Origin of the sequence: Aliiglaciecola sp. M165 (assembly GCF_007197995.1) — a bacterium.
Lineage (GTDB): Bacteria > Pseudomonadota > Gammaproteobacteria > Enterobacterales > Alteromonadaceae > Aliiglaciecola.
The window spans coordinates 165,153-191,409 of the sequence record NZ_VKKH01000002.1 but is presented as its reverse complement, the minus strand read 5'-3'; the positions used below and the strand labels follow the sequence as shown (position 1 = coordinate 191,409).

The following is a 26,257-nucleotide window of genomic DNA, read 5'->3' as shown; positions in this document are numbered from 1 at the left end:
ACAAAGATGTGGAATCATTTGATGACTACCAGCCAAAAACCAATCGCCAAGGAACCTAATCCAGCCAATCTACGCAGTGTTATGGAAAGTTGCTGAACACCTAATAAACCATAATGATCAATAATGACCGAGCACACCAATTGACCAATTAAGACCATCAATACGGCATTCCCTAAACCTATTTTAGGTGCGCTGTGAGTAATGCTTCCAATGTAGAATACAAACAAAATGCCAGCAACGAAAAATAATGGGGGAGCTGATATGAATTGCTTCCAATCTATCGGTTTTCCAGCAACAACTAATATAGTTATTGAACTGACCAAAGCAACTGTTGCCAATAGAGTCACAGCAGCAATCGGGTTATTTATGTGTTCGCCAAGTCCAGCATTTAATGCGGCCATTATTGGAATACCCACTCCAGCGAACAGCATTAAGATAAACAGCCAAGATTGGGGCATCATCGCTCTCCTTTTATCAGCCATTCTTAAGGCTAAGCTTGAGGTGGAGCAGTAACTAACATAACTTGCTGGGAAGCAAATTCCATATACCACTCGGCGAGTTTTTCATTATCTTTTCGCCAATCTAGCTCTGAAAGGCGAAAGTCTAAATATCCTAAGGCGCAGCCTAACGCTATGTTATCCATTCGAGTTTTATTGACGAAGAAATCTACTTCAGTATTAGCCGCAACAGTCGCCCTCATTATCCCATTAGTATAATTTTGTATCCAACTTGCAGACTGTTCATTGTCTGAACGCTTTTTTTCCATTACTAATGCAAAAGCAGCATCCATGATTCCATTTGCCATTTCGACTAACGTTCTGACTTTCCAAAACTGATTGCTTTCGGTACCACGAATTTCATGGTGGGGCCACAGAGAGGGTTGGCTGCCTATTTCATCCAAATAATCACAAATAACATTACTGTCGTAAAGCACCTGATTATCACTGATAACCAATGCTGGCAACTTGCCCAGCGGGTTGGTCTTACTCAAAGTGTCTTTATCATTGAAGGGGCACATTGCAACTTCTGTAATTTGATTATCTAAAGATTGAAGCCGCGATACGATGCGAGTTTTTCTAGCATAAGGTGAAGTGGGTGAATAAATCAGTTTCATTCTAGTTCTCTCTCATCAAATAGTTTGCACAATTATTTCAATTGCTGAGTTCAATTTTCACATCTAGACGTCAGAGTAAATTTTGTCATTTACAAATTTGTTCATTCTGAGCAAAATGCGTACTAGTAGGTACAACAAAAAAGATACATACCAGTAGGTACAATTGCAAACTAATTATGAAAAAAAATGAATCTAAGAGAGATGCGATTATCTCTGCTGCAAGCAAATTGTTTTGGGAAAAAGGATATGAATCAACTAGCCCTAACGATGTTCTAAAACGAAGTGGGGCGGGTAAAGGCAGCTTGTACCATCATTTCGACGGCAAGGTTGAGCTAGGTGTAAGTGTTCTTGAACAAATTTCTGAAGATTTAATTTTAGATGCTGAATCTTATCTTGGTGAGCCTGAAGCATCTCTATTTGAAATCAAAAGCTTTCTGTTAAAAGACAGGCAAGCATTGAAAGGTTGTAAATTAGGACGACTCGCAAATGAGCACTCCATTTTAACTGATGAGCGGCTCATTGCACCGCTACAAAAATATTTCGAGAGAATGCTTGCATTGATCGAAAAGTGTCTTAACAAAGCCATTGAAATGGATGAAATATCAAGTTCAGTAAATATATCAAAAATTGCTACTTTAATAGTTTCGGCTATTCAGGGAGGGTATGTATTGACGAGAGTATCCCAAAATGAAGAGATGATCAGGTTAGCTTGTGAAGGGGCTTGGGAATTACTTTCGTTCAATGGATCCAAAGCTTAAGAAACCTTTGCTTCGATAATGTTAATTTGTTTTAGTCTAAATTATTTTTTTGTTTGTAAACTTATATGGATAGAATTTTTGAACGGCCGCTTTACGTACACAAGAGACTGTCAGGATTGATTACGCTCTGTTATTGAACATGTCAGATTAAATGGTGACCAATCCAAATCACCAATCCAAATTCACTGTTTTACATAATTCAGAATTTCAAACAAGCGCCTTAGCTCTGGCAATGCCACGTTGTGAGTTCGACAGAACGATGCAATTACAAATACAAATTAAACTCTACACAAAAGCCTATGTTTAAATTTTTTGTGAAACATAACAACAAAATGCGCCTCCATTTGGAGGCGCTTTCAATATGCTAATTTAAAGCCGGAAAGTCTGCTATTTTTGACTTTAGAGCGCTTTATTAAACAGGGCTTCAAGATTCAATCCTTGATGGCCTAACATGTCTCTGAGGCGTCGTAGTGCTTCTACTTGAATTTGTCTGACTCTTTCGCGAGTAAGTCCAATCTCTGCACCTACATCTTCTAGGGTAGACGGTTCGTAACCCATTAATCCAAAGCGTCTTGCAAGCACTTCTCGTTGTTTTGGGTTGAGCTCTTCAAGCCACTTAACAATGCTGCACTTGATGTCTTTGTCTTGCAGATCTTCCTCAGGGCCATGGCCTTTTTCGTCTGCAATGATATCTAACAAGGCCTTGTCGTTTTCACTGCCAATAGGCGTGTCAACTGAGGTGATCCGTTCATTTAGGCGCAGCATCTTGGTTACATCTTCGACGGGACGATCAAGTGACTCTGCAATTTCTTCAGCGGTGGGTTCGTGATCGAGTTTTTGCGCTAACTCTCGGGATGCACGTAAATATACGTTGAGCTCTTTGACAACATGAATAGGCAATCGAATAGTGCGAGTCTGGTTCATGATAGCGCGTTCAATGGTTTGTCTTATCCACCAGGTGGCATAGGTCGAAAAACGGAAGCCGCGTTCGGGATCAAATTTTTCAACCGCTCGAATAAGACCAAGATTACCTTCTTCTATCAAATCTAGAAGTGCTAATCCTCGGTTGTTATAACGTCTGGCGATTTTTACAACTAAGCGCAGATTACTGACGATCATGCGTTTGCGGGATGCTTCGTCACCCTTGAGGGCTCGACGAGCAAAATAAACTTCTTCTTCGGCTGATAAGAGCGGGGAGAAACCAATTTCCCCTAGATAAAGTTGGGTTGCATCAAGGTTTTTATGCAGCTCTTCTTGACCTGCCAGAATTTCTTCCATGGGATCTACCTCAGCGTCAGCTTCAATTTCAGAAAGCTCTGCTTCGATATTTTTTTCGTTAACGGCTGGATCCGCTAGATCAACCACAACTGTATTTGTATCACCCATAACTGCTTCTCCTGCATGGATTTGTTACGTGCCTAATTCTCCTCAGATTTATAATTATTGTTTATTGTTATTATCTGCTGGGTAAGTACTTCAGTGGGTCAACAGACTTGCCCCTGTACCTAACTTCAAAACGAAGCTTTATCTGGTCGGTACCTGTACTTCCCATCGAGGCGATTTTTTGCCCCGCTTTAATCCATTGTTGTTCTTTAACAAGAACACTATCGTTGTGTGCATAAGCACTCAAATACGATTCAGAGTGCTTTATTATGATCAATTGACCATAACCTCTCAGCGCGTTGCCAGTGTATACAACCTTGCCATCAGCAGCAGCTAGGACGTTATCGCCTCGCTTACCTTTGATTTCAATTCCTTTACTGCCTTGTTCTGAGAGTGAAAATTTTGATATTAATTGGCCTTTAGAGGGCCACAACCAACGTTCTACTTTACTTGGAAATGCTTCGCTTTTTGAACGATTGTTTCGTTTGTTAACATCTTTGTTACTTTCACCATACGCCTGCTTTGCGGGTCGGTCAACTGTCCTATTTGCATTTGTTTTTGTGGTCTGACCAGGAGTATCTTTTTCACGAGGCTTTTCACTAAGTGGCGAAAAATTCAGCACTATTTCTTGCCCAGGGTATATAGGATAAGGTGCCGAGATGTTGTTTGCACGGGCTAAATCACGATAATCATTACCCGAATACCAGGCAATCGAGAACAGCGTATCTCCCTTCTGAACGAGATATTTGTCACCGGAAAAACTATCCTGCTCAAAGTCTCTAAAATCTTTGCCTTGATACAATTCAATAACAGGGGCAGGTGTATCCCTAGATGAGCAGGAAGCCAGCAATAGTATGGCTACGATTGATGCGGCGAGAAGTTTGCATTTTATCAGTGTATTTTTGTGCAAATCTATTCTCGCTTTAAAACATATTCGGGGTTAGTTACCGGTTTTATTACCGAGCTTTTCTAACAGAAAAACCATGAATACCCCGACAAGCATCAATGAGATTGACAAGGTTAGGTGCGAAGACTGATTGGTAGCTGCTTCAAAGGTACTGGGCAAAACATTTTGCTCCACTAGTGGAATGACTTTGCCATGCCGGTCAACAATAGATTCCAGTGTCAGTTTCCAGGGCCATACTTTGTTCAAGGACCCCAACATAAATCCACCTAATAACGCCAAGGTTAGGATCTTATGTTTTTCGAACATCCAGTTCAAAACACGAGAAAACAGCAATAATCCTAATGCACAGCCTCCAGCAAATATTGCCAAAGTACCAAATTGCAGTGACTTAACAGCATTAAGCATTGGCGCGTACATACCTAATAGCAACAGTATAAAGCTACCCGAAATACCAGGTAATATCATCGCTGTGATGGCAATCATGCCCGACAGCAACACGATAAGCGGTGTTGATTCAATGCTAGTTGGCGTGATGGTCGTAATGTAAAATGCGATGGCGGCACCCAAAACAAATGAGACGACCACTCCCGCGTGCCATTTTGGAATATGTTGAACCACGCTCCATACGGCCGCCAATATCAGTCCAAAGAAAAATGACCACAATAAGTCTGGGTAATTGTCCAGTAAGAAAACCATGACATGTGAAATGGAAATAATACTCGCAATAATTCCACCAAACACGCAAAGTAAAAAGGTGCCGTTAATATGTTGCCAGGCCGCGCCAATTCCTCGCTTGAACAGGATACTAAGTGCCAATGGACCACATTGTTTTAGCGAATAAATAAGTTCTTCGTAAATCCCGGTCATGAACGCAATAGTGCCACCAGATACACCAGGCACCGCGTCTGCGGCGCCCATCAACATGCCTCTTAAGCCTAATCCAATGTATCCTTTGGTGTCTCTTACCACAGGTTCCATGTTTTTCCTTATTAAATAATATCGCCAGCAACTAACGGCACAAAACGTACCGACTCAACGATACTGGAATGAAATTCCTCACCATCGCGGACCACGCAATGGAGCTTTTGCTCTTCAGTACCTACAGGGATGACCAACATGCCACCGTCGTTTAACTGTTGGTATAAATCTGTTGGCATATGCGCGGCCGCAGCAGTGACAATAATGCCATCAAAAGGGCCTTTGTTGGCCCAGCCTTTCCAGCCATCACCGTGTTTCATGGCAACGTTGTGCAGGTCTAATTGATTCATTCGTCTTTTTGCTTGGAATTGCAGTGCTTTAATTCTTTCGACACTAAACACCTTTTCAAACAATTGCGCTAAAATCGCAGTTTGATAGCCAGATCCCGTACCAATTTCCAGCACTTTATTATTCGGCGCAGCCGAATCTAGCAGTAGCTCGGTCATTCGGGCTACGATGTAGGGCTGAGAAATGGTTTGCCCCTGACCAATTGGCAGTGCAGTGTTTTGGTAGGCTTTGTGATGCAATGCATCGGGTAAAAATAGCTCTCTAGGTGTTGCTGCTATTGCATTTAACACGTTTTGGTTGGCAATACCCTCAGAATGCAGCAATTGCGCCAGCGCATCTCCTTTTCTAGTTGAGCGTGTCATAGAGTTCCTTGTACTTCATGTTAAAACCTTTGGCGTTATCGTTATTATTTTTTCTTGTCTAACCAGGAGTGCATCTCTTCCAGGCTTCGATACGCTGTCATATCCACGCTTAGCGGCGTGACCGAGCAACGATTATTCGCAATCGCATAGAAATCGGTGCCGGGGCCTGCATCTTGTTCTTGTCCGACAGGGCCATACAAATATACTGGGTTCCCATCAGAATCGGTATCTTTAATCATGGTTTCGGCACGATGTCTACGGCCCTGACGCGTTGCCTCAATGCCCTTTAGCTGTTCATAGGGCACATCAGGCACGTTGATATTCAAGATCTGGTCTGCAGGTAAAGGATGTGACTGCAAATGTTGCACAATTTCAACCACCACTCTAGCGGCGGTATCAAAATTCACACACTTTTCACCAGCCAGAGAGACAGCTATCGCTGGTAGTCCCATATATCGGCCTTCTGTCGCCGCGGCGACTGTGCCTGAATAAATTACATCGTCACCAAGATTGGGTCCATGATTAATGCCGGATATCACCAGTGCTGGGTCGGTTTGTAAGAATTGATTAATCGCTAAATGGACACAATCTGATGGAGTACCGTCTACGGCGTAGAAGCCATTGTCTTTTTTTTCTATGCGTAGTGGTTTACGAATTGACAGCGCATTGCTTAGCGCGCTGCAATTGCTCTGTGGTGCGACAACTGTGATCTCATAAACTTCACTGAGTCGAGCGTACAAAGCACCAAGGCCTTCAGCGAATACGCCATCATCGTTACTCAATAAAATATGCATGGATCAATCCTTCTCACAGACCACTTCACGTAGCACTGACGTAGCAAAACAACCTGAAGGGAGACTAAATTGAAGGTTAAGGATATTGGACTGAATCTGCCATTGCAACTGCTTAGGAAATAATGAAATCGCGCGTCTTTCCTGCCTCAAGCCAACGGATTCAAGTGTATTGCACACGTCAGAGTATGCTATGCCTAGCTCAGATTCAAAACGCAAAGCATCATCACTGCTGGCAAGTTCACCTTTACCCCATAATGGCGCTGACAAATGTATATCTTGTTTTGATAACCTTTGACTAATTTCATCATCAATTTGCTCTGCGCGAAAGAAGCTGTTGCTCCCAGCGAGCATGCAAATATCGCCAGTCAAAGGCACTTCGTAATGTTTTAATGCAAGTCTTTGACTCACATATTGATTAAACAACCATGAACGTAGCGCAGAAATAGCCATCGAGCGTTTATTACGGTTTCTAATCGCTTCACCGGCAATCATATTTTGCGCCAAAGCTAAGTTTCCGCCCATAACGTGGTGGCGAGTATCACCAAATCGTTGTGAGCCATAATAATTGGGGACACCAGAGGTAATGATTTCTTGTAAACGCTCTTCTAGCCCCTCAGTAGCGGACAAATCGCGCACTGTTAACTCAAAACGATTGCCTTTGAGGTGGCCAATTTTTAACTTTTTATTGTGACGTTGATTGTTGAGGATTTTTAAACCATCAAGCTTCATTTGGGACCAATCAAATTCCTTTTTACCCGGCTGGTGGACACCAAACCATTGTCGCGTCACGGCATGTTTGTCTTTACGTCCGGCATAGCTAATGGCTCGCAATGGCAATTGGCAAAACGAAGCTATCTGCTCCGCAACAAATGCAGTGTTGAGTCCTGTCTTTTCTACCCAAAGGTAAATGTGTTCGCCGTCACCCGTGAGCTCGTAACCCAGCTCCTCGATAACAATAAAATCCGACGGCTGGCTTTTAACTGAACCTGAGACAGAAGGTTGACCATATAAAAACTGCCATTGGTCGGTGCGAAGTTCAGACATTATTTTCTGCAACAATCAGCACCACGGCATGGCAAGCGATGCCTTCTTTTCTGCCAGCAAATCCGAGTTTTTCAGTGGTCGTTGCTTTGACATTGACTTGATTGATGTCCACCGACAAATCTTCTGCTATGTTCTTGCGCATGGCGTCGATATGGGGCGCCATTTTGGGTGCCTGCGCAACGATTGTGAGATCCAGGTTGCTCAATACAAACCCCTTTTGACGTACTAAAGCATAAACGTGCTTGAGCAATTCTCGGCTGTTAGCACCTTGGTATTGTGCGTCAGTATCGGGAAAGTGTTTGCCGATGTCACCCAGTGCTACCGCACCTAACAGGGCATCGCAAAGTGCATGAAGACCGACATCACCATCAGAATGAGCAAGCAACCCTTGTTCATATTCAATTTGCTCTCCGCATAGTGTAATCGGACCGTCTCCGCCAAATTTGTGAACATCGTATCCATGACCTATACGCATAGTTTAGATTTCCTGTGAAAGATAAAAAGAGGCCAACGATAAGTCGTCAGGACGGGTTATCTTGATGTTTCTATCGCTACCTTCAACAAGTTGTACTTTATGGCCAGCCCATTCCATTGCCGAGGCTTCATCAGTGATAGCAACATTTTCCGCGAGCGCTTCATGTAGCGATTTTTGCAGGGCTTTTAACGGGAAAAACTGCGGCGTTAAGGCATGCCATAAACCCGCTCTGTCGACAGTTTGCAAGACAACCGATGGGTCGTTTTGAGTACTACGTTTCATGGTGTCTCGAACAGGGGCGGCAAGAATTCCACCTTGTCCAGAGGAGTGCAAGGCGATCAGCTTATCCAAGTCCTGATAACCAATGCAGGGCCTAGCGGCGTCGTGGACTAACACCCAATCAGAGTCAGGAGAGGTAGACGCAAGATAATTGAGTCCGTTTAACACCGAATCTGCCCGCTCTTTACCACCTTCCACGCGAGATAACCAAGGTGCTTGACTGCACTCCAGTTCGTCAAAATAAGGATCCTGTGGGTGCACTGCCACAACAATATGTTGAATGTGTGGATGGCTGATAAGCTTTTCCAAGGTGTGCTCCAAGACAGTTTTGCCTTGAATGAGCAGGTATTGTTTAGGACGGTCGGCTTGCATTCTTTTACCAACACCGGCTGCGGGCACGACTGCACTAAAGGAAGAAGAGAACGACATGGTTTAATTTACTCTTGAGATGGTAGGATTCGGTAGAAGGTTTCACCTTCTTTTATTAAACCCAGTTCATTGCGGGCGCGTTCTTCCATAGCTTCCACACCCGTTTCGAGATCTTCGATATCTGCTATGAGCAGACTATTTCTTTGTTTGAGGTTGGCATTTGATTGTGCTTGGTCGGCAACTTGCTGTTTAATTTCTACGTAGTCCGGAATACTATTTTTGCCAAACCATAGCCGATATTGCAGCATTAAACACAAGCTGACCAAGATCAACGTGATCCACTTCATAGTATTTCTGCTCCGGGCTTACCTCTCATGCCATGCATTATGCCGACAACTTGGTGAATTCGCTAGTCTCAAAGGACGACAGTGAGATTAATTGCCAAACAATTTGTCTTTCAATTTATCTTTTAGCTTGTCTTTTAACTTATCTTTTTTGTCATCAAGCACATCATTAAATTGCGCGCTAAGCATGTCTTCGACGCTACCTAAGTCACCTTCAGCAAGATCTTGCCAATTTATCCATTGACTGAGTTGAGCGTTTTTTTCGCCCAAGACACTTTGCACTTGAGAGTCTAACTTCTGTTTTAGTGACTTGAGTTTACTTTGTTGATCGCCAGTTAAATTTGCGACAACCGATTGTGCTAAGCGTTTATCCAAATCTGAACTAAATGACAGTTTTGGGTCTTCAATACTACCGGCAAGCTGAGTATTGATTTTCAGCGCATTCAAATTATTAAGCGTTTCTGCAACGATCTTTGTAAAATTGTTGGTGCCACTGGCTTGCATAACCAACTGGCTAAAATCGATTGCGCCAGTACCATCCATCTGTCCTTGTTTGATGCCCAATTGACCACTGCTCGCCAACAAAGCAGAGGTGATTGATGTAGATAGTTTTTGCTCGTTGATCAACGCTAATTCGTTAAGTTTAACCCCTTTAAGATCCCAGCTTTGTATCGCTTCAATCCCTGAATCTAAAATGGAAAAGTTGCCATCTACCTTTAACGATTGCCAAAGTGCGCTTGCCGATGAATCTATTTTGAATGTGGTCGGTTTTCCGATTTTTTCATGCTGGTGAGTAATGTCTTGCCAAGAGGATGCAATATCCTCTTGTTGCCAACGCAGAGAAATATCCGCATTTTTTATCCAGATGTCAGGCAAAGAGACGTCATCTGAAAATGCGATCCATTGCCCTTCTTCCCTGGCTGCTTCTGATTTTTTGTCGCCGGTCATTAATGGTGCTGCGATTTTGTATGCACTGAGCAGGTAATCGCTCCATACTGCGGCTTTATCGCCAAGCACCATACGCGTGACGTCTTTTATTGCCGCCTGATCACCTGCAATCAGGCCTTGTATTTGATCATAATCTTGTCCTGGGGCACTGCGAAGTGCAGCAAGTTTGGGTGATAAATCGTCGCGTGCCTCGGACGCCGACTGCTTAAAGGTTTCAATGGCTAACTTATCTTTTTTGAGTGATTCGCGGAGTTGCTCAAACTCTTTTTTGGCGGCCGCTAGCTCAACAGGGTTTTTATAGTCCGTTTCGGTTAGCGCTTTAATTCGCGTTTTATATTCTTCAAGTTTAGCCTTATTCGGTAGCGTCTCATATTGAGCTTTTAGGGATTCGCTATGGCGTTCATAAGCTGATTGTGCGTCTTGGATGGCCTTGGTAGTTTTCAGTGGTGTCCGAGCAATAATTTCATCCACCGAGGGAAGGTTTTTTGGATCAAGGGCTTGCTCTAACTTGCTTTCTAGCCCGGGTTTTCTATATACCTTTCCTTCAGATTCTCTCAACTGGCTAAACGCCACGCCATCAATGGTTAGTTGATCGACGATTATTTTGTTGAGGAACAAAGGTGCTAACTCGATTTGCGCGGTAATTATATTGGCTTGAGCCTGATTGTGGGTTGGTTTTTTGGGATCAGTTAGCTGCACCTGATTAAAGGTAACACCAAATGGTGAGAAGGTGTGAGATACCGAAGCAATATTGACTTCAGCACCCGTGGCTTGCTCTAGGCCATTTGTTGCAGCGAGCTTTATCCAGGTATCGAGAAAAAGGATCAAAACAGCCGCTATCAGACCGACAATTGCAACAAATCCAACTAAACCAGGCCAGCGTATTATCTTTTGCATTCTTTATTCTCCCATCCCTTGGTAAATCTGATACACCTTACTACCTTTAATGAGCTGAACGATGTTCCATTGGTCAACCCATTCCATGATATGAATCCGATATTTAATGACCAGTACTTTACTTAGCAACAAGACAACTGGCGCTAAGACGAGACTTACTGCTAAACTCCCCATCGTTAATGTATTGTAAAACTGACTAATCCGACCTAATCCTGTGTTGTAAAATGCGGTGAACGAGCCCTGTAAACTCTGACTTGTCAAAATGGCTTCGCCGATGTTCATCATTAAAGGATCCAGCATCAGCGCTATAACAGAAAAAACACCCCACGATAATAGAAAGGTCGACAAATTTACTCGAAAGACTAGCACGACAAAAAGAATTATCAGATTATGAAATTTGATAAGCGGGGTAAGACCAAAAATCATTCCCAACATAATCCCAAAGGCTAACGACCAGGGGCCTGCATCAGAATGCAGCGCCTTTAGCAGTTTTGCTAGCACAATCATTTTGTAACTCCTTGTAATCTAATGTGTTGACTATCGATGGCGTTCTGAAGAAAGTAACTCGTTTGTGTTGCAATATAGAGTTATTGTTTAGACTAAAAGTTGCAATGCTAGCAGATATTTATTTTTCGAAGCATTGCATGGCTTCTTGCATGGTGAGCACCAAATCAAATTTCCATTTTCCGGTTCCTGTGGCATCAACGTAATGCTGTGCTCGGGCTCTGCCCGCTTCTGAGCTCAAAATAATGATGATATGCAATGAATCTATAAAGTTAGATTCGACCATACCTAAGGTGCCAAAGCTTTTGACTTCTTCAAAAGACAAATCTACTTCGTCAGTGTTAGAAAAATCAAAAATGGCTCTGTCGACCTTTTTTAAATTTGGTAAAAAACCTGGGTCGTTAATGACTTGCATGACCTGCAAGCCATTTACATAACCTATGTACTGCAAGTGAAGCAGATTGTCTTTTACCGTAATCCTGTAGCTCAAACTAGCACACTCATTGTTATTTTTATTCTACTAAAAAGCGTAGACCAAATTACTGAGAGTGTCGTCTGATAACTTCTAATTCAACCCCATTTTTATTCTTCACTTTCTTCAAGTGTCATCAACTGAGTGTTGCCACCAGAGGCGGTTGTATCGATGCTCACAGTCTTCTCAGTTAAAAGACGTTGAATCAAATTATCGGCATATTCAGCGGTAATGACGGGCAAAATTGCTCCCTCTCGTTGAGCAAGTTTTTGAGTCATATAAGCCTTGCTCTGACTTTGACTGTCCAGCACAACACCGGCTAAATGTTTGTTTTTAAGCAAAGTTTCCAACTGTGATTGCTTGGCAACTTGTAAGACTGAGTCTGGCGCGCCTAAAGAACGCCATTTTTCAGCAAAGGCCACTGCTTCATCAAAAAACAGATCGGACACTACGGCTATTGCTACATTGCCTGTTGCCAAGGCAGTTACCAATGACAAAGTCCAATATTCAAAGGTTACTTGTTCATCTGCATAGCAGAGTAAAATCCCCCGTGGTTCCAGAAACAGGATGTTCGACTCCCCTGTAGGGCCCGGCAGATAGGTAGGCTTTTTCAGCATTTTTTCAATTTTGATCAGCTGATTTCTCGATTCTGCAAGGGTTTGATCCAAGTTGTCTGCGAGCTCGTCTATCATGTCTACGGTGGCGATTTTGGCCAAAAGTTGTCGTACCCACGAAATTCTAGAGGTGAGATTTGTTAAGCGCCATTGTTGTTCAACATGCATGGCGCAGTTAACGATTTTCTCAGCTTCAGCATCATATTCTTGTGAGTCATCCAAAGCCTCCACAAAATTATCCTGAATGACAACCTCTTCGAATTTTGGTGTGGCTTTTTCGAGCATCAAGCGAGACAGATAGTGAGGGCCGCCAGCTTTTGGGCCAGTGCCTGACAAGCCTCTTCCACCAAAAGGTTGAACACCAACAATGGCACCAATCATATTACGGTTTATGTAAACATTACCGGCTTTTGACAAACGAGCCAGCTCTTCAGCCTTCTCGTCGATCCGTGTGTGGATACCCATTGTCAGGCCAAAGCCTGTTGAGTTGATTTGTTCCATCACTTCAAGTACGTGCTTCTCTTTGAATCGCACTACATGAACACAAGGACCAAACACTTCCCGTTGCAATACACTTATGTCATCAATTTCATATAGTCTCGGTGCAAAAAAGTGGCCGTTTTCTGTTTCCTTGGACAATGGACATTGATACAAGAGTTTAGCTGATGATTTCATTTGCTCAGCATGTGCATTGAGATTTGTTAATGCCTTAGTGTCGATAACGGGGCCAATATCGGTTGACAACAATGCAGGGTCACCAATACGTAGTTCTTGCATAGCACCGATTAGCATCTCAATGATGGTATCGGCAATATCTTCTTGCAAAAATAACACTCTCAGCGCGGAACACCGTTGTCCTGCGCTTTGGAACCCGGAAGCAATCACATCGTCAATCACTTGCTCTGGAAGTGCTGTAGAGTCAACGATCATACAATTTTGGCCACCGGTTTCTGCAATCAGTGGCACTTGTTCAGTGCCTCGTTTAGCAAGTTCTCGAGAAATTAAACTGCCTGTCTGAGTTGAACCAGTAAAGATTATCGCTTTGATTCTTTCATCAGAAAGTAGCGTGTCGCCAACTACGGACCCAACATTGATCAGTGTCTGCAATACGTGTTTGGGGAGCCCGACATTCTCCATCAATTGCACGGCGCGAAGGGCAATTAGACTGGTTTGTTCAGCAGGTTTGGCTAATACGGTATTTCCTGTTACCAGTGCGGCGACAACTTGACCAAGGAAAATAGCCAGAGGGAAATTCCAAGGGCTAATACACAACACCACGCCGCGGGGAGAAAGACGTTCGTCTTGCACAAGTTCTTCTGCCTTGGCTGCGTAATATCGACAAAAATCGACAGCTTCTCGGATTTCGTCGACTGCATCTTGGGCTATTTTTCCGGCTTCTTTGATACATAGTGCGATCAGCTCATCAGAGTGTCGCTCCAGACTGTCCGCAGAACGTCTAAGTATATCTGCGCGCTCTTTAACCGGAAGAGCAGACCAGCTTTCAAAAGCAGTTTCAGCCTGTGTAAGTTTTTGTAGCATGTTCTGCGGCTGATCAAATTCGAGCTGACCGACAATCTCTTCTAAATTTGCAGGGTTCCTGGTTAGGTGGCTGCTTGTTGCCGCATTTTCTTCAATGATATTACTCTGTTGCCATCTGTCTAAGGCCATTTTAAGCGGTGAGATTTTGTTAATATCAGTTAAGTCCAATCCCTTAGAGTTGGGCCTTTCATCACCATAAAGATCGATAGGCTTGGTGATTTGTGCGTTATATTTGAATTGCAATCGTTGGGTTTTTTCAACAGGATCCTCAAGCAGATCCTCTACTGGTTTGGAGTCATCAACAATGGCATTAACAAACGAAGAGTTTGCACCGTTTTCTAACAGTCTTCTAACCAAATACGCCAACAGGTCTTCATGTTCACCAACAGGCGCATAAACACGGCACTGCACTCTTTCTTCGGTTACTATTTGGTCGTATAAACTGTCTCCCATGCCGTGCAGACATTGGAACTCGAAACCTTCTTTGTCTGACCCTGCCAATTCCAGAATAACCGAAGCGGTGTAGGCGTTGTGGGTAGCAAATTGCGGATAAATTGTATCACGGTAGGCTAGTAAACGATTTGCGCAGGCATGATAAGAAACGTCCGTTGATGACTTGCGTGTGAACACTGGGAAATGTTCCATACCATCTTTTTGCGCGTTTTTAATCTCGGTATCCCAATAAGCACCTTTGACCAAACGCGTCATCATTTTGCGGTTGGTTTTTAGGGTTAAATCACGCAACCAATCCACCACATACAGCGCACGTTTTTGATAGGCTTGTACAGCTAAGCCGAACCCCGTCCAGTCACCCAATCGCTCATCACTGAATACGATTTCGATGATATCCAAAGAGATATCCAACCGATCGGCTTCCTCAGCGTCAACGGTGAGGCCAATATCATACTGCTTGCACAGCAAACACAGCTCCATCAGTTTGGCGGGAATGTCATTGAGCACTTCGTCACGATTGAGAAACTCATATCGCGGATGAATAGCAGATAATTTGACGGAAATTCCTGGGCTGCGTTTTGGACCTTTTCCATTGGCGGCTTTACCAATCGCATGAATAGCGTCCACATAGGCATCAAAATAACGTTGTGCATCATTGGCAGTCCGTGCGCCTTCACCCAACATGTCATAGGAATAAACGTAGCCCTGTTGTTCTTTTTCCTCAGCACGATTTAATGCATCGTTAATGTTTTCGCCCATGACAAACTGTTTACCCATGACTTTCATGGCGATATTCATCGCCTTTCGGATAACCGGCTCACCCATTTTTCCTAGGGTTTTTTTCAATAAACCAATGCTGTCGCGCTTGCGATGATCGGTGTACGACACCATGTTACCGGTGAGCAATAAGCCCCAGGATGAAGCGTTAACAAATAGCGAATCACTGTTGCCTAAATGAGATGTCCAAACGCCTTTGGATAATTTGTCGCGGATCAGGGCGTCTTGGGTTTTCTTGTCAGGGATGCGCAATAATGCTTCAGCCAAACACATCAACACGACACCTTCGGCAGAAGATAGAGAGTATTCGTTAAGTAGCGCGTCTACTCCTCCATGACCTTCTTGTTCACGGCGAATGCGCAACACCATTTTTCGTGCTCTTTCCCATGCTCGGCTTCTCGCGCTAACGGACACTTCTGCTTCGGGCAAAATGTGGTCGACAGCAAGGTTTTCGTCGATACGATAGAAATCGCGAATTTTTTGTCGAATAGGACAAACAGAAACCAAATTACCTTCAAATAGCATGGACATCCTCCGTTAGCACAGGAACTTTATTAATGCAGCGCGAGTGTAATAGTCGATCGCTAATCCGACAATAAAAATCCATCGGAACCAATCAAAAAACAGGATTTAGTTAATCAGGGTAACTAGCAAATGTGTTAGGAATTATTTACGCTATGGTGCAGTGAAGGTAAACACGCTCTAATCATTCCCCCACTGCACTTACTGCGCGAGTCTCTAGTCTTAACGAATGGGCATTACATCCACTGGTCGTTGCGACGACGTTTTTTCGGAAGGTAGGCGATAATGACACCCAAGATAATGCTGACCAGCGCAATGATGCCGCCTCGGGTTAACCATTGCATCTGCGCAGTTTGATCTTGCGTATCCAAAGTTCTCTGCAGACGTTCGTTGTCTTTTTTTACTGCTTCAAAATCTTTGATCAAACGCTCGTTTCGATTCGTCAAATCCATAACTTGTTGATTGAGCAACTCATTGCTTTGTTGCTCTTCTACCAGCTCTTGTTTTACTTCACTTAAGTCTTGTTGCAACCCCGGAAGCACTGCGCGAATACTCGGTTGATTCATTATGTATTGGGTCTCAACCCAACCGGTACGTTGGTTGTTGTCGATGATTTCGATGAAACCTTTTTCCTGGTCTTCTTGTAAAACGGTAACTCGAGTACCTGCCACCACAGAGCCTAAAATGCGATAGTTTCTCCCTGGGCCAGAATGCATAAAGGTTTGCAAGTCATCAGAGATATAACGAATGTCGCCCGTCGCATCGTTGGGCTCTTGCTGTGCGGTCGTGTTTGCCGTTAAACAACATAAAATAATAAAACCTAGTATTTGTAGCTTGCCCATAACTCATCTGTTCGGAATAAAAATATACACGAATGGTATGGCTTCAGATGTGCAAAGGCAAGTCAGTGTTTGATGGATTGCCTTGCGCGGCGCTTAAGAGTATCGTGTTCTCATCACTTAATTGGCTGAAATTACTTACATTAATGGAACATGAGATAGAGTTAAAATTGCTGTTACCCGAAGGCATAGATGATTCGGAACTGACAACGGTGTTAAGTCAGTTTTCGGCAAATATTGAGATATCAGAATACACATTGTTCAATCAGTACTTTGACACCCCCGATTGGCTGCTGAGTAAACAAAAAATGGGGCTGCGGGTGCGTAGTAGTGAAAGAGGGATTGAGCAAACGGTTAAAACCTCAGGAAAAAGTGTTGCCGGGCTGCATCAAAGGCCGGAGTACAATGTGGCCATTGACTCACTTGAGCCCAACTTGGCATTGTTTGACTCGAGCATCTGGCCTGAAAAAGTCGATATCGAGGAGTTGCAAGATTCTGTTATTCAGGTTTTTCATACGGATTTTAAAAGAAAAACTTTCTTAATGCGCTTGGCAAACGACACTGACGTTGAGATTGCATTTGATCAAGGCACCATTAGCACAGCTGAAAGTAAAGATTCCATTTCCGAAATCGAATTGGAGCTGAAGCGTGGAAATGTCAAAATACTCTTTGAGCTGGCGGAAAAAATCGCCAAGGTTTGTCCCAGTCAATTGGGCAATTTGAGTAAAGCCGCTAGAGGTTATTTGCTGGCTAAACATCAAGTCGCACCAAAGCGTCGTTCTCTTAAAGCTGTAGACTTGACGCGAGGTGACAGCTGCGAAGATGCTTTTGTTAAAGGCTTGGAATATAGCATGAAATACTGGCAGGAAGCTGAATATCGTTACATGCGAACACAAAAGATCAGCGATTTGGTTGATGTGTATACTGGCATGAACTTATTGTCAGAATGTCTTCGGTTATTCTCTGACGTGATCCATGCTGATGAGTTGCTAGACGTGAAGAACGCTTTGTCTATTCGTTTACGCAAGTGGGCATGGGTTGAGCAACTAGAAAGTATTAAGGCACTGAGTTCTAAGCGTGGAATGTTCAGCAAAAAATTGGCTCAGCATGACGCATTGTTTAATTATCTTCGTGGCCTCAAGGACGGCACCCTTAATTTGTCTCGCCCGCAATTTTTGATCACTGAAAAAGATAACACCATACTGCAAATTAAACTTTCAAAAATGTTAACGGATAAACCATGGCGAAACGAGAAAGGCCGTTTTCAAAAGGATATTCGCGCCTTTGCAGAAAAAAAGCTTGAAAATCAGTGGTATAACCTAATTGATAAATTATCGGAAATATCTTTTAGTGAATCAGATTATATGGCGATGTACCGCCGTTTAAAAACCGCGTTGAATTACAACGTGTTGTTAGGGCAATGCTTCTCCGCTTCACGAAGGGAAGAGTTTACTGCGCCGTGGAAGGATATCTTTCTCGGGATCAAAGAACTGAAAACCCTCAATGTGTTACAGAATAAACTTCAGGGCACCGATGTTGAGGACAAATCTGAATTGCTATCCTGGAGTGAAGTTAAGAAAAACAACCTTTTGACCGTTATAGAACAAAGCAGAGCGTTTGCGTCGAACGTCGAAAACTTTTGGTAAACCAACAATGAACGATATGAGCCTTTATCAACTTTCAATCAGTGCAATGCTGGTGGGTTGGTTTGTGGCTTTAATGCTCGTTTGGGTCAGGTACGAACGCTTGCCTCACGGTAACTTTGTACTGACAGGAATCGTTCTATGGCCCTTCATTTTAACTGATGAGTGGCTAAAGTTAGCGGGTTATTCTCAAGTATTTCACTTTATCGCAGGCGCATTTCAATTTGTTCCTGCAGTTATCGCCGCCACAATTGTGCTAAGTGTGCGTAAAATCACTAGCGAACATATAGCTAAAAATCATATTCTGTTTTTTATACCTGCAATCCTCATGATCGCTGGGCAGATCCCATTTATGTTGTTACCTGTGGAAGCCAAAGAGCTCATGTTGTTTTCGCCGCCAATGGGCGACGTACTTAATCATTGGCCATATTACGCTACATATTTATTCAGTGCCTTTGTCATACTCAGTTATGCTGTTCACGCAGCAGAGTATTTCAGCAATTATCATTTTTATTTGTCGGACCAGGTTGTCGATGTTGATATGTTTGAGATGAAAATTACCGCAAACGGCTGCTTGGTAATGATGTCTGTCGCATTTATCAATATCGCGATGATAGGTATTGTGGTGTTTGATTTACTTCCATTTACACAATGGCAGACGTTCCTCAATATGTTAAATGCGGCAAGTTTATTGTTTGTACTCTTACTGTTATTGCAGAAACAGCGATATTCCCCGACACCTTTTACAGACAACCAGTTCAGCGGTAAAGGCTATTCAGAAGATTATCTTAGTTATGCTTTGAAACAAGCCGAGTTAGCGATTATTGAACACAAAGCCTACAAGCGAAAGGGGCTAAGATTAAGGATACTTGCTGACGCTGCTGATGTAGAACCTGCCGCACTTGCACTGGCAACACGAAAGATCCTCAAACGCAACTTTCGCGCATTTATTTATCATTATCGCTTGGAATATGCCAAAAAAGTCCTGATGCGTACCGACCAAAAGGTCACCAGTGTCGCTAAGAGACTCGGGTTTAATTCAGAAAAATATTTGAGCAATATGTTTATTAAATACATCCAAATCATGGGCAAACAAGACCCAGAAGAAAACAATTCAAACTGAGATCGCGTAGACAACATACTGCTTGTGTGGATTGGTATTACATGTAGTTGAATTTAGTTTCAGTGCTAAATTGTTGCACGCAATATTCAACCCGTTGCTCAGGTGTTGGGTATTTGATGGGGACCTCAAGGTTTTCGATATGTCGTAATCTAGGGATCAATCCTGTTCCATTGGCAATTTGAATCGACAGTCCCGGACGTGCATTTAATTCTAAAACCATGGGGCCTTTGGTTCTGTCTAGCACCATGTCGGTGCCCATATAGCCTAGCCCTGTCATTTCCCATGCGCTACAGGCTAATTCAAGTAGGCGCCGCCAGTCGGGAACCACCAATGTTGATAAGTCAACCTTAGTATCAGGGTGGTGGGTAAGTGGCTTTTCAAACTGAACGGCTCTGATAGCTTTACCACTGGCGATATCCAAGCCTACCCCTACGGCACCTTGGTGCAAATTCGCTTTGCCATCTGATGCGGCAGTTGAACAGCGCATCATTGCCATAACCGGATAACCTTTGAAAACGATAATCCGCACATCTGGTACCCCTTCGTAGGTAAAACCGTCAAAGCAATCGTCAAACAATATTAAGTTTTCAACGATCGCTACGTCTGTTTTACCACCTAACGAAAATAGCCCGGATAATACGTTGCTAACATGTCTTTCCACTTCTTGTCGGCTGGTTTCGTTACCCGAGGGTTTTTTATAGCGCTGCTGATCATGATCAACAATCACTAAAATCCCTTTACCACCGCTTCCCTGTGCTGGTTTGATAACAAAACCCGGCCAGTCTTTGACCATGTCATGGATCAACTTTACTTCGGCTTGATTACGTATCACACCAATCATTTCTGGCGTTGTGGCGCCATGACGTTGGGCGATAATCTTAGTTTTGAGTTTGTCATCAACCAACGGATATTTGGCCCTGTCATTGTAGCGACCTATGAAAGCATGGTTGCGCTGATTCATGCCCAACACACCTTTACTTTTCAGACGTGATGGGATTTTTGCCAAATCTATCAGGGTCGACAACATTGATCAGTCCTTTACCAGTGGTTTAAATCTTCGTAGCTCGGTCAGGCGATAACCTGTGTAAGTACCCAGCACGAGAATCCCTGCTAAAACAATGAGTTGCAATCCAACAAAATTGAAAGTCAGGTGCTGCAAATATTCGTTGGTCATGGCGATGTAAACAAGAATCGCAGTGATCAAGGAACCTCCACCTTGTAACATGACTTCTTTACCGCCTTCTTCTTCCCATAGAATTGACATGCGTTCGATTGTCCATGACAAAATGATCATAGGGAAAAAAGTGATAGAAAGCCCTTCGGTAAGACCCACTTTAAACGCGACGACAGTAAAAATCGAAATGATCAAAATGACGGTGATAATGACTGCAGAAATCCTTGCTACCAGCAGCAAATTTAGGCGTGATAAGTAGCTGCGAATAATCAGTCCAACGCCAACAATCAGCAAAAATCCAACGATACCAGTGACCAATTGAGTTTGCACGAATGCTACGGCTATCAGCACGGGCATGAAGGTTCCTGAGGTTTTCAGCCCGACAATGATCCGTAAAAATACGACAATCAAGGCGCCAATCGGGATCATCATGATGGTTTTGAACATCGCCTGTTCTTCAAGCGGCAGGCTATGAATAGAAAAGTTGAGCAGCCCGTCGGCTTCCGCCTTGCTTTCAGTGGCCTCGGTAGGAGAAATATTTCTGGCAATCATTGAGAATGCCACTCTGCTATTACTACCGCCCATTAAATCGAGCAAAGATACGTTTGATTGGTCCCAGATCAATAGCGGATGCTGCTTGCCGTCTTGTGTCGCAGAGATCGAAAACAATTGCCAATCTTCCCCGGTCCAAACCTCTATCATTTGCTGCACATTCTGTCGCCTGCGACCGTCTTCAAGCTCAATGACTCCGACAATTCTACTCGGAATTTCGGCAATCGATAACAGCGCATACAAAGCATTCGTTTTATTATTAGTGTGCAACAACAATGAGGCATTTTGGCTCTCGGGTTCATTTAATGCTTTGATTAATTCTCTGGTAAATGACGAGTTATCTGCTGAACGTTGTCGCGCCAGTTCAACTAAGGCTTTTCCAGCTGATAATTCAAGGCTAGGGAGTTTCGGTTCAGGCATGGGCTGCGAGGGAGGTGTCACATCGCGTTTGGTATTTTCATCAACCAAAAATTGTGAGCGGTAGTAAATGGTTTGTGGGCCGCTGGCTTCCCTGATCGTCCACTCTATACGCCGCCCTGAGCTGGTACTGTTGTAAGATATCCCATAGCCAGGTGAAGATGCCGACTCGTTAATTAACGTATATCCAGATTGGGTGCTTGGCGCCGCCAGAGAGGCTTTGACTTCTTTTCCTCTAGCAGTAAATTCAATCCGTGCTTCAATGTCCCATATTTGACGCGTTTCACCTGGCACCCAGGGCACATTGTAGGTTTGATGTCGAATGATACTCATTGCGATACCTATGATCACCAGCGCGATCACAGCAATGTAAAAGGGCACTTTCGAGGTCATAAAAATCCTTTGCTAATCATTATTATTTTGGGTCTGATTGCACAAACTCTTTACTCACATCGACAACAGCAACGTCGCGAATAAACTCACGGCCCAACAATACGGGGTGTGTCATATGTGAGCGATCAGCAAGCGTAAATTCGCTGTTGTCACGCATCTCCCCTAATCGCGTCCAAAGTTTCACTACTGCGCGTCGTTCAGGCTCTTCACTGGATGCTTGACGGATATTGACAAAGCGCACCACGGGCGCTTCTATCCAATTTTCATCTGTGGCTTTTTTCGAATCGTCTAGTACATGAAATCGTACCCAATCGTCACCGTTTCTCTCGAAGACTTCGATATCAACAGCATTGATCGAGGACGTCGCAGCGCCGGTATCAATTCGGGCATCAAAGCTAAGATTGACCGCTTCAATGGTGATGTGTTCGAGCGCGCCCAATACAAAATCACCGTTATTGTTCACCACAGTTTGATTGGCAGATTCTGCTTGGGTAGGCGCATTATTTTCTTTCTTGGAAAGGTAGTCAGCCAGCATTACCTGACTTTTGGCGACTTGTTGCTTTAAAGCACTTAATTCATCTCGTAAAGATTGGATATTGCCATCGTTCTGTTCTCCTCGGGCATCCAATTGAGCAAGTCGTTCGATAATCCTTTGCTCAGATTGGGTTATGGTGTCGAGCGTTTGTTGTTGTGTCGCGGTTCCCGTAGTCTGACAAGCGACTATGTTGGCGGCAGCGAATAGCAGGGCAAAGTGGCGCATATTTGTGTTAAACCGAGTGAAAATCATCAATAAAAACCTAACCGATTGTGTGGCCAATTGGCCGATTTTAAATTGTGCCTGTTTCGCTTCATTCGTTTTGATATGAAGCCGGGGCTTAAGGACACAACTTCTTTTGCTTTGTTCAATAACTCCTTGATTATGCTCATAGACTACTCGAAACACAAACTAAGTGTTTTCTTTTCCCCGCATTATATTGTTTCTTTTGTGTACATTATTTCGAATATAAAATCAGCTTTCATTAAAAGAACAATTGTACTATTTTTTATTCAGGTTAAAATAGTACAATTGTTCTTATTTATTTTTGGGTGCGTGCGTGGATAAAGGCTCAAACACTAAGCTACGTATACTAGAAGAAGCGATGGGGTTTGTTGCACAGCATGGCTTTGCGCAAATATCTATCGGCAAAATCGCAAGCCGTATGTCGATGTCGCGTACAGGTGTTATATCGCATTTTGCCAATAAAGCTGATATGCAAATCGCCATTTTGAGACATTGTGAGCAGGTATTTAAATCGCAGGTGATAATGCCGTCTGTGTCATCTGATCCGTTGCAACATTTATTAAACTACTTTCAAAACTGGAAGAATTGGGTGTTCAAATACAAAAATCAGCCGAAAATGACCTGTCCATTTGTTAAAGCCATTTCAGAGTTTCAAGATCGTGATGATTGTAAGGTAAGGCGGTGTATTGTTGATCAGCAAAAACGGAACTTGAAGTTTATTGCCTCTTTAGTGCAAAAAAACATAGATGCTGGAATATTTTCTGCAGACGTTGATCCACAACACTTTAGCCTGACAAGCTACGGCTATTACCTCTCACACAATATCAATAGGAACCTCATTGGTTCTGAAAATGCAGACAAGATCTTCATGACTCAAATCAGCACACTTATCCAATATTCACTTGCGGAGGAATAATCTATGCAAGGCAAAACTAAGCTCTCCGTTACAATTCTTGCATACCCAGGTATGACAATGCTTGACGCAGTAGGGCCAAACGAAGTGCTTGCCAATAGCCCGAATTTTGACGTGACTTGGGTTGCTACACAAGCTTCACCAATAACCAACGACTTAAGTAGTTTTGATTTGCACAGTTTGCCTATATATGACAGCGTGAAAACAACGGATATTTTGTTAATTCCAGGGGGACCCGGCGACAAAGCTGTAATGGAAAATCAAGCGATTCTGGATTGGATTAAAGAACTTGACCGTAGCACTTTGCTGACGACGTCGGTATGCACAGGGTCGCTAATTTTAGCCAAAGCGCAAATCCTAAATGGACATAGAGCCTGTACCCATTGGGCTTGCTTGAAACAACTCGCTGAACTGGGTGTTAAACCGCAGCGCAAACGCTTTGTGCAAAGTGGTAAGTACGTGACAGCTTCAGGTGTGTCTGCGGGCATTGATATGGCGTTTTACCTACTTGAAAAATTAGTGTCAAAAAACCATGCTAGAGATATCCGATTTGGCGTGGAGTATTTTCCCAATCAATTTCATCTATTTTCAAGTTACACGCTACCCAAATCCCAAATGGCTAAGTTAAGTCGCAAGTTTGGACAGTACTATCAAGCCGCTCAGGCAAAGTTTTTATCGTGAAAAGATTGAACAAAAATGAGTTTCTAATTCTTATAACCGATTAAATCAATCAAATTTAATCACTTAATTTGAATTTTATTTGTCGATAGACTGTTCTTTGTAAAAGTAATCGTGGCTAACTACTTACAATTCATCACGTTTGTGTCGAATTGGTCTATCTTTACTAACGAAGAATAACAGACCCATTTTTTAGTCATACATCAGTTATTTAATGCGCAAGCAGTCATCAGTGCAGAAAGACTTCGCACTGGTCGAGACAACGGTTTAGGGGAAGACATGAAGGCATCAGATCTATTTGTAAAAGCGTTAGAAGCAGAAGGGGTAGAATATGTATTTGGTATCCCCGGCGAGGAAAACCTCGATTTACTGGAATCACTTCGTAACTCGTCTATCAAGCTGATCTTAACCCGACACGAACAAGGCGCAGGGTTTATGGCCGCTACCTACGGTAGATTGACCGGAAAAGTGGGGGTTTGTTTATCAACGTTAGGGCCCGGTGCAACCAACTTGGTTACCCCAGCAGCATATGCTCAGCTTGGAGCAATGCCAATGTTGATGATAACCGGTCAGAAGCCAATTAAGACCAGCAAACAAGGGCGCTTCCAGGTGATTGATGCCGTAGACATGATGCGTCCTATCACAAAATACACTGCACAAGTGGTCAGTGGCGACAGAATACCCTCAGTGGTAAGAGAAGCATTTCGTTTGGCTCATGAAGAACGTCCAGGTGCCGTACACATCGAACTTCCTGAAGATATTGCGGCGGAACAAACAACCACCAAGCTACTTGAAGCCAGTACAGTACGCAGACCCATTGCAGAAGACAAATCCATCGCTCGAGCCATCGACATGGTCGAAAATGCCACATCACCAGTGTTGGTGATTGGCGCAGGTGCGAACCGAAAACTGACAGCTAAAATGCTCAAAGAGTTTGTCGAGAAAACCGGTATTCCTTATATCACCACACAAATGGGTAAAGGTGTTTTGGACGAAAGTGGCGATTTATTTATGGGCAACACTGCGCTGTCTGACGGCGATTTTGTGCATAGAGTTATTTCCAGAGCCGATCTGATCATAAATGTTGGCCATGATGTCGTGGAAAAACCACCCTTTTTCATGAGCGACGATGGTAAGCAAGTGATTCATGTGAATTTTGATTCCGCTGCGGTTGATCCCGTTTACTTCCCGCAACTTGAGGTAGTAGGAGATATTGCCAACAGTATTTGGCGCATGAAGCAAGACATCAAACCTCAATCCCACTGGAAGTTAGATTTTTATTGTGATGTGCACGACGCGTACATCGCCCATCGCAGTGCATCAGAAAATGACGACAGATTTCCGATTCTTCCTGAACGTTTTGTGCGAGACATTCGCAAAGCGATGCCCAAAGACGGCATTGTTACCTTAGACAACGGTGTCTACAAGATTTGGTTTGCGCGCAACTATCCGGCGTACTTGCCCAACACCCTGTTACTCGACAATGCCTTGGCCACGATGGGCGCTGGCTTGCCATCGGCGATGGCAGCCAAAATCGTTTATCCAGAAAAAGCGGTGATAACGGTGTGCGGAGACGGTGGTTTTATGATGAACAGTCAGGAAATGGAAACCTCTGTAAGACTGAATCTGCATATTGTTGTGATAATTTTGCGAGACGACGCATACGGCATGATCAAGTGGAAACAAGCCAACATGGAATTTGAGAATTTTGGTCTGGATTATGGCAATCCAGATTTCGTTAAATATGCAGAAAGTTACGGTGCAAAAGGCTGGAGAATACACTCTGCAGAAGAATTGTTGCCTAGAGTACAGGCATGTTTAAATGAACCGGCTGTGCACCTGATTGACGTTCCCGTTGATTATTCGTTAAACGACGAAACCTTAAACAAAACGATCCGCGAACTAAGCCAGAAATTGTAGGAG

At 43.4% G+C, this 26,257-nt stretch carries 25 protein-coding genes; 6 read left to right on the top strand and 19 right to left on the bottom strand.

Annotated elements, in window-relative coordinates:
- Positions 1–14 precede the first annotated feature (14 nt).
- Both FM019_RS03085 and FM019_RS03080 read right to left on the bottom strand, forming a co-directional pair.
- Positions 15–461: a DMT family transporter gene (locus FM019_RS03085; RefSeq protein WP_185969165.1), complete on the bottom strand. Its 447-nt coding sequence runs from the start codon at positions 459–461 to the stop codon at positions 15–17.
- 29 nt (positions 462–490) lie between these two features.
- Positions 491–1,114 carry a glutathione S-transferase N-terminal domain-containing protein gene (locus tag FM019_RS03080; RefSeq protein WP_143834440.1) on the bottom strand — a complete coding sequence of 208 codons (624 nt, stop codon included), beginning with the start codon at positions 1,112–1,114 and terminating at the stop codon, positions 491–493.
- A 176-nt stretch (positions 1,115–1,290) separates the two neighbouring features.
- On the opposite strand from FM019_RS03080, the gene FM019_RS03075 reads away from it, so the two are divergent.
- The gene (locus tag FM019_RS03075; RefSeq protein WP_143834439.1) at positions 1,291–1,872 is read left to right on the top strand and encodes a TetR/AcrR family transcriptional regulator; all 582 of its coding nucleotides are present in this window, start codon (positions 1,291–1,293) and stop codon (positions 1,870–1,872) included.
- Between the two features lie 399 nt (positions 1,873–2,271).
- Here FM019_RS03075 and rpoS read toward each other — a convergent pair whose 3' ends face one another.
- The 14 genes from rpoS to FM019_RS03005 all read right to left on the bottom strand — a co-directional run bounded on the left by rpoS (position 2,272) and on the right by FM019_RS03005 (position 16,663).
- The gene (gene rpoS, locus FM019_RS03070) at positions 2,272–3,258 is read right to left on the bottom strand and encodes an RNA polymerase sigma factor RpoS (RefSeq protein WP_143834438.1); all 987 of its coding nucleotides are present in this window, start codon (positions 3,256–3,258) and stop codon (positions 2,272–2,274) included.
- A gap of 70 nt (positions 3,259–3,328) precedes the next feature.
- Positions 3,329–4,165 (bottom strand): peptidoglycan DD-metalloendopeptidase family protein, encoded by an 837-nt coding sequence (locus FM019_RS03065; protein ID WP_260681509.1) that lies wholly within the window; start codon positions 4,163–4,165, stop codon positions 3,329–3,331.
- Positions 4,166–4,195: 30 nt separating this feature from the next.
- Entirely contained in the window at positions 4,196–5,140 is a 945-nt protein-coding gene (locus tag FM019_RS03060) for a DUF368 domain-containing protein (RefSeq protein WP_313901676.1), read from the bottom strand.
- 11 nt (positions 5,141–5,151) lie between these two features.
- A complete protein-coding gene (locus FM019_RS03055; RefSeq protein WP_143834437.1) occupies positions 5,152–5,790 on the bottom strand; it encodes a protein-L-isoaspartate(D-aspartate) O-methyltransferase in 639 nt (212 codons plus the stop codon).
- A 44-nt stretch (positions 5,791–5,834) separates the two neighbouring features.
- A complete protein-coding gene (surE, locus tag FM019_RS03050; protein ID WP_143834436.1) occupies positions 5,835–6,584 on the bottom strand; it encodes a 5'/3'-nucleotidase SurE in 750 nt (249 codons plus the stop codon).
- Between the two features lie 3 nt (positions 6,585–6,587).
- Entirely contained in the window at positions 6,588–7,628 is a 1,041-nt protein-coding gene (gene truD / locus FM019_RS03045) for a tRNA pseudouridine(13) synthase TruD (protein ID WP_143834435.1), read from the bottom strand.
- Entirely contained in the window at positions 7,621–8,103 is a 483-nt protein-coding gene (gene ispF / locus FM019_RS03040) for a 2-C-methyl-D-erythritol 2,4-cyclodiphosphate synthase (protein WP_143834434.1), read from the bottom strand. Before ispF ends, truD begins: the two co-directional genes overlap by 8 nt.
- A 3-nt stretch (positions 8,104–8,106) precedes the next feature.
- A complete protein-coding gene (gene ispD, locus FM019_RS03035) occupies positions 8,107–8,811 on the bottom strand; it encodes a 2-C-methyl-D-erythritol 4-phosphate cytidylyltransferase (protein WP_143834433.1) in 705 nt (234 codons plus the stop codon).
- 8 nt (positions 8,812–8,819) lie between these two features.
- On the bottom strand, positions 8,820–9,098 hold the full coding sequence (gene ftsB / locus FM019_RS03030) for a cell division protein FtsB (RefSeq protein ID WP_143834432.1): 279 nt from the start codon (positions 9,096–9,098) through the stop codon (positions 8,820–8,822).
- Positions 9,099–9,185: 87 nt separating this feature from the next.
- Complete coding sequence (locus FM019_RS03025) at positions 9,186–10,940, bottom strand: TIGR03545 family protein (protein WP_143834431.1); 1,755 nt, start codon at positions 10,938–10,940, stop codon at positions 9,186–9,188.
- Positions 10,941–10,943: 3 nt separating this feature from the next.
- Positions 10,944–11,447, bottom strand: a complete 504-nt coding sequence (locus tag FM019_RS03020) for a TIGR03546 family protein (RefSeq protein WP_143834430.1) — start codon at positions 11,445–11,447, stop codon at positions 10,944–10,946.
- A 118-nt stretch (positions 11,448–11,565) separates the two neighbouring features.
- Complete coding sequence (locus tag FM019_RS03015; protein WP_143834429.1) at positions 11,566–11,934, bottom strand: hypothetical protein; 369 nt, start codon at positions 11,932–11,934, stop codon at positions 11,566–11,568.
- Between the two features lie 92 nt (positions 11,935–12,026).
- On the bottom strand, positions 12,027–15,824 hold the full coding sequence (putA, locus tag FM019_RS03010) for a bifunctional proline dehydrogenase/L-glutamate gamma-semialdehyde dehydrogenase PutA (protein WP_143834428.1): 3,798 nt from the start codon (positions 15,822–15,824) through the stop codon (positions 12,027–12,029).
- 233 nt (positions 15,825–16,057) lie between these two features.
- Positions 16,058–16,663, bottom strand: coding sequence for a TIGR04211 family SH3 domain-containing protein (locus FM019_RS03005; RefSeq protein ID WP_143834427.1), 606 nt, complete (start codon positions 16,661–16,663; stop codon positions 16,058–16,060).
- Positions 16,664–16,728: 65 nt separating this feature from the next.
- Here FM019_RS03005 and FM019_RS03000 point away from each other — a divergent pair, with 65 nt between their 5' ends.
- Complete coding sequence (locus tag FM019_RS03000; protein ID WP_221934351.1) at positions 16,729–18,306, top strand: inorganic triphosphatase; 1,578 nt, start codon at positions 16,729–16,731, stop codon at positions 18,304–18,306.
- A gap of 7 nt (positions 18,307–18,313) precedes the next feature.
- A complete protein-coding gene (locus FM019_RS02995) occupies positions 18,314–19,426 on the top strand; it encodes a helix-turn-helix domain-containing protein (RefSeq protein WP_143834425.1) in 1,113 nt (370 codons plus the stop codon).
- 37 nt (positions 19,427–19,463) lie between these two features.
- On the opposite strand, the gene FM019_RS02990 is transcribed toward FM019_RS02995, so the two are convergent.
- From FM019_RS02990 to FM019_RS02980, 3 genes are read right to left on the bottom strand one after another with little or no spacing between them, the layout of a single operon-like run.
- Entirely contained in the window at positions 19,464–20,453 is a 990-nt protein-coding gene (locus FM019_RS02990) for an alpha-L-glutamate ligase-like protein (protein ID WP_143834424.1), read from the bottom strand.
- A gap of 3 nt (positions 20,454–20,456) precedes the next feature.
- Complete coding sequence (locus tag FM019_RS02985; protein WP_143834423.1) at positions 20,457–21,962, bottom strand: inactive transglutaminase family protein; 1,506 nt, start codon at positions 21,960–21,962, stop codon at positions 20,457–20,459.
- Positions 21,963–21,984: 22 nt separating this feature from the next.
- Positions 21,985–22,905, bottom strand: a complete 921-nt coding sequence (locus FM019_RS02980; protein ID WP_221934350.1) for an ATP-dependent zinc protease — start codon at positions 22,903–22,905, stop codon at positions 21,985–21,987.
- A 151-nt stretch (positions 22,906–23,056) separates the two neighbouring features.
- Between FM019_RS02980 and FM019_RS02975 the strand changes: the two genes are divergently transcribed.
- The 3 genes from FM019_RS02975 (at position 23,057) to FM019_RS02965 (ending at position 26,254) form a co-directional block, all read left to right on the top strand.
- Positions 23,057–23,659: a TetR/AcrR family transcriptional regulator gene (locus FM019_RS02975; RefSeq protein WP_143834422.1), complete on the top strand. Its 603-nt coding sequence runs from the start codon at positions 23,057–23,059 to the stop codon at positions 23,657–23,659.
- Positions 23,660–23,662: 3 nt separating this feature from the next.
- The gene (locus FM019_RS02970) at positions 23,663–24,337 is read left to right on the top strand and encodes a DJ-1/PfpI family protein (RefSeq protein WP_143834421.1); all 675 of its coding nucleotides are present in this window, start codon (positions 23,663–23,665) and stop codon (positions 24,335–24,337) included.
- 276 nt (positions 24,338–24,613) lie between these two features.
- Positions 24,614–26,254 carry an acetolactate synthase large subunit gene (locus FM019_RS02965; RefSeq protein WP_143834420.1) on the top strand — a complete coding sequence of 547 codons (1,641 nt, stop codon included), beginning with the start codon at positions 24,614–24,616 and terminating at the stop codon, positions 26,252–26,254.
- The last annotated feature ends 3 nt before the right edge of the window (positions 26,255–26,257 follow it).

Coding starts and splice junctions, on each gene's coding strand:
- FM019_RS03085 (WP_185969165.1), bottom strand. CDS start 461: ATGATGCCCCAATCTTGGCTGTTTATCTTAATGCTGTTCGCTGGAGTG.
- FM019_RS03080 (WP_143834440.1), bottom strand. CDS start 1,114: ATGAAACTGATTTATTCACCCACTTCACCTTATGCTAGAAAAACTCGC.
- FM019_RS03075 (WP_143834439.1), top strand. CDS start 1,291: ATGAAAAAAAATGAATCTAAGAGAGATGCGATTATCTCTGCTGCAAGC.
- rpoS (WP_143834438.1), bottom strand. CDS start 3,258: ATGGGTGATACAAATACAGTTGTGGTTGATCTAGCGGATCCAGCCGTT.
- FM019_RS03060 (WP_313901676.1), bottom strand. CDS start 5,140: ATGGAACCTGTGGTAAGAGACACCAAAGGATACATTGGATTAGGCTTA.
- FM019_RS03055 (WP_143834437.1), bottom strand. CDS start 5,790: ATGACACGCTCAACTAGAAAAGGAGATGCGCTGGCGCAATTGCTGCAT.
- surE (WP_143834436.1), bottom strand. CDS start 6,584: ATGCATATTTTATTGAGTAACGATGATGGCGTATTCGCTGAAGGCCTT.
- truD (WP_143834435.1), bottom strand. CDS start 7,628: ATGTCTGAACTTCGCACCGACCAATGGCAGTTTTTATATGGTCAACCT.
- ispF (WP_143834434.1), bottom strand. CDS start 8,103: ATGCGTATAGGTCATGGATACGATGTTCACAAATTTGGCGGAGACGGT.
- ispD (WP_143834433.1), bottom strand. CDS start 8,811: ATGTCGTTCTCTTCTTCCTTTAGTGCAGTCGTGCCCGCAGCCGGTGTT.
- ftsB (WP_143834432.1), bottom strand. CDS start 9,098: ATGAAGTGGATCACGTTGATCTTGGTCAGCTTGTGTTTAATGCTGCAA.
- FM019_RS03025 (WP_143834431.1), bottom strand. CDS start 10,940: ATGCAAAAGATAATACGCTGGCCTGGTTTAGTTGGATTTGTTGCAATT.
- FM019_RS03020 (WP_143834430.1), bottom strand. CDS start 11,447: ATGATTGTGCTAGCAAAACTGCTAAAGGCGCTGCATTCTGATGCAGGC.
- putA (WP_143834428.1), bottom strand. CDS start 15,824: ATGCTATTTGAAGGTAATTTGGTTTCTGTTTGTCCTATTCGACAAAAA.
- FM019_RS03005 (WP_143834427.1), bottom strand. CDS start 16,663: ATGGGCAAGCTACAAATACTAGGTTTTATTATTTTATGTTGTTTAACG.
- FM019_RS02995 (WP_143834425.1), top strand. CDS start 18,314: ATGAACGATATGAGCCTTTATCAACTTTCAATCAGTGCAATGCTGGTG.
- FM019_RS02990 (WP_143834424.1), bottom strand. CDS start 20,453: ATGTTGTCGACCCTGATAGATTTGGCAAAAATCCCATCACGTCTGAAA.
- FM019_RS02985 (WP_143834423.1), bottom strand. CDS start 21,962: ATGACCTCGAAAGTGCCCTTTTACATTGCTGTGATCGCGCTGGTGATC.
- FM019_RS02970 (WP_143834421.1), top strand. CDS start 23,663: ATGCAAGGCAAAACTAAGCTCTCCGTTACAATTCTTGCATACCCAGGT.
- FM019_RS02965 (WP_143834420.1), top strand. CDS start 24,614: ATGAAGGCATCAGATCTATTTGTAAAAGCGTTAGAAGCAGAAGGGGTA.